The organism is Flavobacterium sp. UBA4854, assembly GCF_002399805.1.
Lineage (GTDB): Bacteria > Bacteroidota > Bacteroidia > Flavobacteriales > Flavobacteriaceae > Flavobacterium > Flavobacterium ginsengisoli.
In genome coordinates this window covers 7,004-16,703 of record NZ_DHEI01000081.1, presented here as the reverse complement: position 1 = coordinate 16,703, position 9,700 = coordinate 7,004, and the positions used below count along the sequence as shown (strand labels likewise).

10 protein-coding genes are annotated in these 9,700 nt (G+C 34.0%); 3 read left to right on the top strand and 7 right to left on the bottom strand.

Annotated elements, in window-relative coordinates:
• Window positions 1-1,481: efflux RND transporter permease subunit (locus tag B3J44_RS11420; protein ID WP_286968554.1), on the bottom strand; the 1,481-nt coding region annotated here is incomplete at its 3' end.
• Between the two features lie 12 nt (window positions 1,482-1,493).
• Window positions 1,494-2,879 carry a TolC family protein gene (locus tag B3J44_RS11415; protein ID WP_286968553.1) on the bottom strand — a complete coding sequence of 462 codons (1,386 nt, stop codon included), beginning with the start codon at window positions 2,877-2,879 and terminating at the stop codon, window positions 1,494-1,496.
• Window positions 2,880-3,054: 175 nt separating this feature from the next.
• On the opposite strand from B3J44_RS11415, the gene B3J44_RS11410 reads away from it, so the two are divergent.
• From B3J44_RS11410 to B3J44_RS11400, 3 genes are all read left to right on the top strand, one after another.
• On the top strand, window positions 3,055-4,092 hold the full coding sequence (locus B3J44_RS11410) for a sensor histidine kinase (protein WP_286968552.1): 1,038 nt from the start codon (window positions 3,055-3,057) through the stop codon (window positions 4,090-4,092).
• On the top strand, window positions 4,089-4,793 hold the full coding sequence (locus tag B3J44_RS11405; protein ID WP_129747752.1) for a LytR/AlgR family response regulator transcription factor: 705 nt from the start codon (window positions 4,089-4,091) through the stop codon (window positions 4,791-4,793). The genes B3J44_RS11410 and B3J44_RS11405 overlap by 4 nt, the downstream gene beginning before the upstream one ends.
• 134 nt (window positions 4,794-4,927) lie before the next feature.
• A complete protein-coding gene (locus tag B3J44_RS11400; protein WP_278021135.1) occupies window positions 4,928-5,401 on the top strand; it encodes a hypothetical protein in 474 nt (157 codons plus the stop codon).
• Between the two features lie 335 nt (window positions 5,402-5,736).
• Here B3J44_RS11400 and B3J44_RS11395 read toward each other — a convergent pair whose 3' ends face one another.
• From B3J44_RS11395 to B3J44_RS11375, 5 genes are all read right to left on the bottom strand, one after another.
• Window positions 5,737-6,501 carry an SDR family NAD(P)-dependent oxidoreductase gene (locus B3J44_RS11395; protein WP_286968551.1) on the bottom strand — a complete coding sequence of 255 codons (765 nt, stop codon included), beginning with the start codon at window positions 6,499-6,501 and terminating at the stop codon, window positions 5,737-5,739.
• 155 nt (window positions 6,502-6,656) lie between these two features.
• The gene (locus tag B3J44_RS11390) at window positions 6,657-7,382 is read right to left on the bottom strand and encodes an SDR family oxidoreductase (protein ID WP_286968550.1); all 726 of its coding nucleotides are present in this window, start codon (window positions 7,380-7,382) and stop codon (window positions 6,657-6,659) included.
• A 235-nt stretch (window positions 7,383-7,617) separates the two neighbouring features.
• Entirely contained in the window at window positions 7,618-8,541 is a 924-nt protein-coding gene (locus tag B3J44_RS11385) for a helix-turn-helix domain-containing protein (RefSeq protein ID WP_286968549.1), read from the bottom strand.
• Window positions 8,542-8,767: 226 nt separating this feature from the next.
• On the bottom strand, window positions 8,768-9,328 hold the full coding sequence (locus B3J44_RS11380; protein WP_286968548.1) for a 2'-5' RNA ligase family protein: 561 nt from the start codon (window positions 9,326-9,328) through the stop codon (window positions 8,768-8,770).
• Window positions 9,329-9,353: 25 nt separating this feature from the next.
• Window positions 9,354-9,668 (bottom strand): hypothetical protein, encoded by a 315-nt coding sequence (locus tag B3J44_RS11375; RefSeq protein ID WP_286968547.1) that lies wholly within the window; start codon window positions 9,666-9,668, stop codon window positions 9,354-9,356.
• Window positions 9,669-9,700: the final 32 nt, after the last annotated feature.

Genomic DNA, 9,700 nt, shown 5'->3' with positions numbered 1-9,700 from the left:
TTTTCATGTCCTTTCATCATCCAGTTGGCCATTACAGGTACAAAAGTTTGAGACAATAAGAATGAAATAACCATTGAGAAACCAATTGCCAAAGCCAAAGGCAAGAACAACGCTCCCGGAATACCAACCATAGTAAATGCTGGTGCAAATACGGCTAGAATACAAAGTAAGATCAATAATTTAGGCAAAGCAATTTCCTGACAGGCATCCCAAATGGCGAGTGCTTTTGGTTTTCCCATGTCGAGATGCTGGTGAATATTTTCGATCGTTACGGTACTTTCATCCACCAAAATACCAATTGCCAAAGCTAATCCTGATAATGACATTAAGTTGATCGTTTGTCCGAATAATTTCAGGAATAAAACCCCAGAAATAATCGAAATCGGAATCGTCATAATAACGATCAAAGCTGCACGACGGTCGCCCAAGAATAATAAAACCATTAATCCTGTTAGAACCGCACCAATAATTCCCTCAGTAATCAAACTTTTAACCGAGTTGATTACATAAACCGATTGGTCAAATTCGTACGTAATATTTACATCTTCAGGAAGTGTACTTTGAATTTTTGGAAGTTCTTTTTTCAATTTCTGAACCACATCCCAAGTCGAAGCGTCTCCCGCTTTTGCAATACTAATGTAAACCGAACGTTTTCCGTTTACCAAAGCGTAACCTGCTGTAATATCGGCACCGTCTTTTACAGAGGCAACATCACCCAATTTTAAGTTTTGAACACCGCCTTTGAATAACGGAATCTGTTCAAAATCTTTAACTTCTTTAATCGTATTATTAGTTGGTGTAATATAGTTTTTGTCGCCCATACGCACGTTTCCAGATGGAGCCGTTTGGTTGTTTAAACGAATGGCGTCAACAATCTGGTCTGGCGTCATATTATGAGAACGCAATAAATCTGGATCTACGTTTACCTCAATAGTTCTTGGACTTCCTCCAAAAGGAGCTGGAGATAATAAACCAGGAATCGCAGTAAACGAAGCACGAACATAAACGTTGGCTAAATCCTGTAATTCGTTGTTTGAACGTATTTTACTGCTCAAAACCAATTGACCAATTGGAAGAGAAGAAGCATCAAAACGAATGATAAACGGAGGCTGTGTTCCCGGAGGAAAAGCCGCTTGGATTCTGTTTGAAAGCGCACTTAACTCGGCAGCAGCCTGAGCCATGTTGGTTCCTTCATAATAGGTTAATTTCATAATCATCAACCCCTGAATATTTTTGGTTTCTACCGATTTGATACCATTCGAGAAAGGTAAAACGTTTACGTAGTTTTTGGCAAAATAAGCCTCCATCTGGTCTGGCGTATAACCTCCAAACGGATGCGCAATATAGATAACCGGCAAATTCATTTTTGGCAGAATGTCTACCTTAATGTCTTTGATGGCACCAATTCCGAAGAAAAATAGACCCGCAACCAATACTAAAATGGAAATGGGTTTGCGGAGTGCAAAACGTATTAAATTCATTAGGATTTATAATTAAAATTCATTTATAAATAAGTCAAAATTTCCTGTTGCAGCGACTTTTAATAAGTACGATTGCCACACATTATTATTGACAATATCTCGATCGATTTCAGCGCGATTTAAAACATACATCGTTTGTGTTAAATCAGTCAAATCAGTTAAACCGTTTTTGTATAAAGTCGATTTTTGAACATAAGCTCTTTTTGCAGCATCAACCTGAATCGGAGCTTCAGCATAGTTTTCCAAAGTGATTTTGATTTTATCTTCGGCAAAATTCAGCTGTGATTTCAGTTCTCTGTCTGCTTGATTGTATTCTTCCTGCATGGCTTGAGAAACAAATTTCTGAGCACTTACTTGTTTGCTTGAGCGGAATGGTGTGGTTAAATTCCACGTGATTCCAACTCCAATTAAATAATTGGTACGATCTGGATTTACGCCATCCCAATAATTTCTTGTAAAAGCATTTTGATTGGTCGCGTACGAATTATCAAATCCTGAAGCTCTAGTTTGTAAAACCCCAAAAGCACTCATTGTCGGATAATAAAATCTCTTATACAATTTAACCTGCTGGTTGCTGTAATCGATTTTTGTTTTATAGAATTGTAATAAAGGGTGAAGGCTATCTGTAGTAACTTCTTTTGTTACTAATTCCTTCGGAATCTGAGTTACAAATAAAGTATCTGTAACGAAATCCTGAGGTGCAACGCCCATTAAATCGACTAATTTGTTGTTTTGTTCTTTAACGAAGTTTCTAGCAAGGTTTAAAGCGATTTTAGCTTTAGAAACTTCTGCGGTAGCCAAAGTAGAATCTACTCCTGCTAATAATCCGTTTTTAACTCTCGCGGCAGCAGTCTTTTTGAAAACTTCTGCACGATCTAAGTTTTTTTGCTGCGAAATCACTAATCTCTGGCTCGCCAATAGATTTAGATAAGCAGCCGAAATTTTGATTTCCTGCTGGAATTTTTCCTGCTGTAAATCTTTTTCTTTAGCCTGAACATCAATTTTAGATAAATTGATTTTTTCCTGTGTTTTTCCGAAAGTGAAAAAATCCCAGTTCATGTTGACTAAATAAAGCGCGCCAAAAGCCGAGTTCCAGTTTTGCTCTGGTAACGGAAGTCCTGATGAAGCAACTCCTAAACCTCCAAAACCGTAAAGCGGTCCGTTTTGTCCGTTTACGGTTCCGTAATCCTGCTGTGCCGATAAGTTAAGGTTTGGCAGGTAATCACGACGAGATTGTTTTAGAGTCTCTTTTGATGCATTGGTGTAATTGTTTTTTGCTCGGATAGAACCGTAGTTTTCAAGACCTATCTTTATTGCTTCTTTTAAAGACAGGGTTTGAGCATAACCGATTGAGGCAAAAATCAATAAAAATAATAAGGTAATTTTTTTGAAATACATAAACTCAAGGTGTGAATAGAAATGTTTTTTGATGCAACAAATTTATTTCTCTTGTACTGATAAAAGTCAGGTTAAGTGATGTACTGCACTAGTAAATGACGAATTGAATTGGTCATTTTTTGAAAAAAATAATTAAATAATTGTTCGTACTTTGTAAACTATTTCAAAATTAAGAATGAACAAAAGAATTGATAACATACTGGATAACAAATGGTGGCAGGAGGTTGCCGTTGTCCTTTTTTCATTTACAATATATACCCTAAAAAATGATTGGATGTTATTTAGTTCTTTCATTTCGATTGCAATGGGTGTGTTTTTTTATTGCATTTTGTATATGCATGCCCAATTTAATCGATTTTTTCTCCTTCCGATTTTATTTAAAGCAAATAAACCTTTTACGTATATCATTTTAACGCTATTTGGAGTTTTTGTATTTTCTGTCATTTTGTATGAAATTACAAAAATGGATATGTTTGCCAATTGCCATTTATACCAAAACTCGCATCAGAGAAGTTATGCGTACCAATTGGCAAGCGTTTTAGGAACTTTGGTCTGCATTCTGAGTCCGATTATTGTTTTTAAGTTTTATCGTATTCATAGAAAACAAACGGATGCGGCTTTATTGTTCAATCAAATGCAATTAAATTCATTGAAAGGGCAATTAAATCCGCATTTTTTGTTCAATACATTTAATACACTTTACGGAATCAGTCTTCAGTTTCCAGACAGAACGCCCGATTTAATTATGAAGGTTTCGCAGTTAATGCGTTACCAATTGGAAAGCAATAGTAAACAATGTGTATCTTTAGAAGACGAACTGGAGTTTATAAACAGTTATGTTCAGCTTGAAAAAGAACGTGTTGGTTATCGTTGCGATATTACTTTTGAAAGCAATGTTGATAACGAAAATGCATATAAAATTTCGCCTATGCTTTTAATTGCATTTATCGAAAATGCCTTTAAACACGGAACCTGCGCTATAGAAAGATGTTTTGTAAAAATCACGATTTCTGTTGAAAACGGATTATTACATCTTCATGTTGCCAATTCAATTCCGAAGAAAAATGATGTGATTTCTACCAAAATCGGTTTAAAAAATACGATTGAACGTTTGAATTTGATTTATGGAAAAGATTATAAATTAGATGTTAAAGACGACAAACAAATCTATGTTGTTGATTTAGAAATACAGCTTAAAAAGTTTGTAGGATGAGAGAAACAAAGAAATGCATTATCGTAGACGATGAACCCGCTGCGCATTATGTTTTAGCCAATTATATAAAACAGAATCCACAGTTAGAATTGGTTTTTCAAGGCTATAATGGCATTGAAGCGATGAATTACCTCAGAGAGAATCCAGTCGATTTAATGTTTTTGGATATCAATATGCCTGAAATTTCGGGAATGGAATTGCTTAAAATTCTTCCAACGCATCCTAAAACTATTTTAACTACAGCATATTCTGAATTTGCGCTTGAAAGTTACGATTACGGCGTAATTGATTATTTGCTAAAGCCAATCTATTTTCCAAGATTTCTAAAAGCAATTGACCGTTTTTTTGCGACCGAAAGTGTAAAACAAAAGGCAGAAGAAACCGTAAATTCGGTAAGTGTAAAAGTAGATGGCTATTTGATGGATATAGAATTGGACCAGCTTTTGTATGCTCAGAGTTTTGGTAATTATGTAAAGCTTCATACTACAAAAAGAACTTATCTGGCTTCGATTACAACAACAGAGTTTGAAAAATGCCTGCCAGAAAAGAGTTTTATGCGTATTCATAAATCTTACATTGTTGCTTTAGATAAAATTGATGCGACAGAAAAAGATTTTGTTGTTATTAAAAACGAAAGAATTCCAATCGGAATTACTTATAAAAGAGAACTAACAGATCGATTAAAAAAGCTTGAATTGTAGACACGATTTAAGCATCAACTTTAAAGGATGTTTATTTTTTCAAATGTAAAATCATATTTTCTTCTTGTTATCTGTAATAAAAAAAGTAGTTAATTTTAATACGTTGTTTAAGTTTAATTTAAAAAATTGAAACTATGAAAAACGTGCTTTTACTTTTTACTTTTTTATGCAGTAGTTTTTTAATTGCACAAGAAGGAACCAATATGAAAAAAGCAATTACTCCTCCAGAAGAAGTTCGATTAGCTTTTGAGAAAGAATATCCAGGAAAAGTGCCAGTTTGGTCTGAAGAATATGTTGGAGATGATGCAGATGAGATTCGATTTGAAGCACGATATAATGTAAATAATACAACAAAAGCGGTTGCGATTTATGATAATTTAGGTAATATGAAAGCTTTTGAATTGCAGATTGCATTTAGAGATCTTCCTGTACAAGCACAGTCTTATTTGAAAAAGAATTACAAAGCGAAAGCAATTTTAGAAATTGCTAAAGTAGTAGACGATAAAAACAAAACAACTTACGAAGTTGGCGTAACAAAAGATGCTAAATTTTATGATGTTGTTTTTGATAAAGATGGAGGTTTTGATGTCTCCATAGAAAAGAATTAAGAAGACCTTACTAATTCAAATATTATTGAAATGGCAAACCCGATAAGTTTTTTAAGCTTGTCGGGTTTTGTTTTGTGTTTTTTTTGTTTCAGGTTTCAAGTTTGAAGTTTGAAGTTTCAGGTTGATATTCTTTGTGTGTTTTAACCGCAAAGTGCGCAAGGTTTTTTCTAAGCTGTATGTTATATAAACGCAAAGTTCGCAAAACTTTACGTAAAAACCTTTGCTCCCGATAGCTATCGGGATTGCGTAATCCCTAGCGTTCTTTGCGGTTAAACTTGAAACTTGAAACTTGAAACTTCAAACCTGAAACGTGAAACCTGAAACTTGAAACCTCCTTACAACATCATTCCTCCAGAAACTTCGATTCTTTGAGCATTTACCCAGCGCGCTTCTTCGGTACATAAAAAGGCAACAACGCCACCGATGTCATCAGGAAGACCAACTCTTCCTAAAGCCGTTACAGAAGCAATTTGTTGATTCATTTGTTCATTGTCACGAACTACTCCACCGCCAAAATCAGTTTCAATGGCGCCAGGCGCAACTATATTGGCTCTAATTTTTCTAGCACCCAATTCTTTTGCCTGATATTTTGTCAAAGTTTCCATTGCACCTTTCATAGAAGCATATGCCGCATATCCAGGGAATGAAAATCTTGCTAAACCAGTTGAAATATTTACAATTCCGCCGCCGTCGTTCATTACGTTAAGTCCTTTTTGAGTTAAGAAAAATGGACCTTTAAATTGAATGTTAGTCAATTGATCAAATTCTGTTTCAGTTGTTCCAAAGAAAGAATTGTGAATTCCGATTCCAGCGTTGTTTACTAAAAAGTCAAATTTATCTGTTTTAAAAGTGTCTTTTAAAACTGTTTTTACATTTTCGAAAAAAGAATCAAAAGTTCCTGATTCTGCAACATTTAATTGCAATGCAGCCGCTTTTTGACCTAAACTTTCAATTTCTGAAACTACTGCATCGGCTTCGTCTTTTTTACTGTTATAAGTAATAATTACATCTAAACCTTTTTTTGCAATTGCTATTGCCATATTTTTTCCTAAACCTCTGCTACCGCCTGTAACAAGAGCTATTTTTGTATTTACTGCCATCTTTTTAATTGTTAATTGTAAACGGTTAATTATTAATTTGTAAAACGTGAAATGCTAGTTGTGAAATGGAAAATGTGGATGTGAAATTTTTGTCATGTTTTCGGTTTTAAAAGATAAATCTTTTTGCATTTCACATCTCACATTCAACATTTAACTTAATTCGAATGCATTACATTAAAATGATTTCTCAAATCTTCTGCGCTTGCGTTTAATCTTGTTTCGCTTGTTCCGAAAGTCAGTTCTTGCTTTCCTTCTTTCAATTGTTCGGAAATAGATTCGATAAAACTGCTTACACTTGGATGCGCGTCGTGAAGTCCGATTCCGCCTAAATCTGTGTTTAAGGCTGGTGGAATAATTTCGATTACTTCAATATTTTTTTCTTTTAATAAATGACGAAGTGAAAGCGTAAACGAACGGAAAAATGCTTTTGTAGCCGAATAAACAGGAACTTTTGCAAATGGAGAGAATGCTAATCCAGAAGTGGTATTCATTACGGTTTTAAGCGATGGTAACTGAATAAATAATGAAGTTAAATGCAAAGGTGCTTCAATATTAGTAGTAAGCTCATTTTTCATGTTTTCATAAAAATCAGCATCAGTTATCGACATCCAGTTTTGGATTCCTGCATTGTTAACTAAAACATTTAAATCGGGATGATTTTTTTTGATCCAATCGTAAAGTGCAATACGTTCTTCTTCTAAAGATAAATCGCATACTTTGGTAATAACAGTTGGAAATTTTTCTTTTACTTCTGCTAAGAGAGAAGCTCTTCTTCCACAAATAATTACAGTATTGTTTTCTTGAATGAATCGTTCTGCAAGTCCAAGTCCGATACCGCTTGCACCGCCAGTTATTAAGATTTTGTTGTTTGATAATTTCATCTTTTCGTTCTTTTAATTTGATGAGACAAAGGTAGGAGCGAAGTAGAGTTGGGAAGTTGTAAATATCAAATAGATGTTTGCGAAATTCAAATCACGAGTAGTAAAATCCAATTTTTAGAAATTCCAAATTCCAAAACTTTGTGGAGTTTCTTGCGGAGATCCCTCGTTCCTCGGGATGACAAACAGTATGGTTACGACTCGTAAAACCTGAAACCTGAAACTTGAAACAAAAAAACTAACTCCTAAAAGCAATTGGCGTATAAGTGGTTTGTTTTTTAAAGAAATTAGAGAAATGCGCTAATTCTTCAAAACCAAGTGAATAAGCAATTTCAGAAATATTCCAATCAGTCTGCTTCAACAGTATTTTAGCTTCGTTTGTTAGTCGGTTACTAATTAATTCGGTAGTGGTTTTTCCGGTATTTTCCTTTAAAACCTTGTTTAAGTGATTAACATGCACAGATAAACGTGCTGCGAAATCTTTTGCTGTTCTCAGTTCTAATCGCTGATTTGGCGATTCAATTGGGAATTGTCTTTCCAACAATTCTGCAAATAAAGAAGATACTCTAGCTGCTGAATTGTGCTTAGAATATAACGCTGTTATAGGCTGTAATTTTTGTCCGAAATGAATTAACTCTGCAACATAATTTCGAATTAAATCGTATTTGTAAATATAATCAGAATTAATTTCTTTTTGTATTTTATTGAAAATCAAACTAACTTCTTCAACTTCTTCATCAGAAAGCTGAAAAATTGGATATCCGTCTGAAGCAAATATTGGCAATTCGTCCAGATCTATTCCGCTTTTGTTTTTAGATAAAAATTCACTTGTGAAAACACAAAACTGTCCGCCTTGATTAGTGTCTTGCGGTAAATAATTGTACGGAATTTTTGGAGTTGCAAATAACAATCCTTGTTTTTCGATTTCGATTACTTTATTGGCATATTCTGCTTTATTGTGTCCTCTAATTAAACTTATTTTGTAATAAGCTCTCCTGTCATAAGGCATTCCAGGTTTTCCTTTCATGCGTTCCAAAAGTTCCTTTATATCAAAGACATTAAAATGACCTATTTCTTTTTGAATGTCGTTTGGCAATAACGAAGTGGGATCAACAGTTGAACCTTCGGTAATATCTTGGTAAAATGAATCTAGGGATTTCATATCGTGATGAATTGCGAAATTCAAATATACGAAAAAATGTTTTTTGCCACGAAGACGCTAAGGCGCAAAGTTTTTTTTAAGATCCCTCAAATTGTAACGCAATGCAAATCAAATTCACAGTTCCCGTGGTTTAAACCACGGGCTATAACCAAAATGATTACCTATTGTTAAACAATTTCGCAAAAACAAAAAAACTTTGTGCCTTAGTGCCTTTGCGGCAAAACCTTTAAAACAAACTTCCCTGAACAAACTCAGGTTCTGGATTGCTTCCAAAAGGAATAGCATCAATTACAAAAAACTGTTTCACTTTGGGATCAAATTCCCTTAGAACAATTTCATTGCATTCAAATTGAAGAGCAATTGTGGTAAAAAGTTCAAAAGCAATTTTAAGATTTTCGGGTGTTAATCTTCGTCCGATTGACATATGCGGATCATCACTTTTTTTGAGTTGTAAAGATTTCAATGTTTCGTGAATCTTTTTCATTATGGGCTTTAGATTGTTTTTAGATTCTTCGTTAGGAGCAATAAAAAAAGCTCCAGCATTTTCATAAGAACCAAAATGATCTAAATATACTTGAGAAGGCGTAAAAGTATCGCAGATTTTAATTAGCTTTTGCTTTATAGAATCGAGTTGAGATTCCTCAATTTTAAATTCACAAATCGTAATATGCGCTTCAGAATTACAGCTGTTGTACCATTCAATTTTACTTTTCAGTAAATCTTTCATTTTTTTGACACTATCAACAACTGGTTTTGAGTAGAATACTACAGAATATGTTTTCTCCATTTTTTAAGGGCTTTAAAACACAAATTTAAAGCTTTCCTTTCAAATGCAATCGATGCAGAATTTCAGATTTTAGTAAACCGCTTCCGCCTCCAAAATGCTCTATTACTTCTACATCTGGCTGGTTTTTTAGGCAGAAAGAAGTAAATTCTTTTTCAACATGATCTTCAATTGCCGAACTCAAAAGCACTATATCTATTTTATGTTTTTGAAAGTATTTTTGTGCTTCTTTTTCATCATTAAAAGCAATTGCATTCCAGTTTTCATCTGCATTAACAAGACGAAGTAAAATGGCTAAAATAGCTTCATTTTTTCCGAGTAATAAAAATTGTAGCGTTTTCATTTTTGTAGCTTCTAAGTTTCTAAGATACTAAG

What these genes read in the sequence shown, in the direction of transcription:
- B3J44_RS11405 (WP_129747752.1), top strand. Translation starts at nt 4,089, where the DNA reads ATGAGAGAAACAAAGAAATGCATTATCGTAGACGATGAACCCGCTGCG.
- B3J44_RS11380 (WP_286968548.1), bottom strand. Translation starts at nt 9,328, where the DNA reads ATGGAGAAAACATATTCTGTAGTATTCTACTCAAAACCAGTTGTTGAT.
- B3J44_RS11415 (WP_286968553.1), bottom strand. Translation starts at nt 2,879, where the DNA reads ATGTATTTCAAAAAAATTACCTTATTATTTTTATTGATTTTTGCCTCA.
- B3J44_RS11385 (WP_286968549.1), bottom strand. Translation starts at nt 8,541, where the DNA reads ATGAAATCCCTAGATTCATTTTACCAAGATATTACCGAAGGTTCAACT.
- B3J44_RS11395 (WP_286968551.1), bottom strand. Translation starts at nt 6,501, where the DNA reads ATGGCAGTAAATACAAAAATAGCTCTTGTTACAGGCGGTAGCAGAGGT.
- B3J44_RS11390 (WP_286968550.1), bottom strand. Translation starts at nt 7,382, where the DNA reads ATGAAATTATCAAACAACAAAATCTTAATAACTGGCGGTGCAAGCGGT.
- B3J44_RS11410 (WP_286968552.1), top strand. Translation starts at nt 3,055, where the DNA reads ATGAACAAAAGAATTGATAACATACTGGATAACAAATGGTGGCAGGAG.
- B3J44_RS11400 (WP_278021135.1), top strand. Translation starts at nt 4,928, where the DNA reads ATGAAAAACGTGCTTTTACTTTTTACTTTTTTATGCAGTAGTTTTTTA.
- B3J44_RS11375 (WP_286968547.1), bottom strand. Translation starts at nt 9,668, where the DNA reads ATGAAAACGCTACAATTTTTATTACTCGGAAAAAATGAAGCTATTTTA.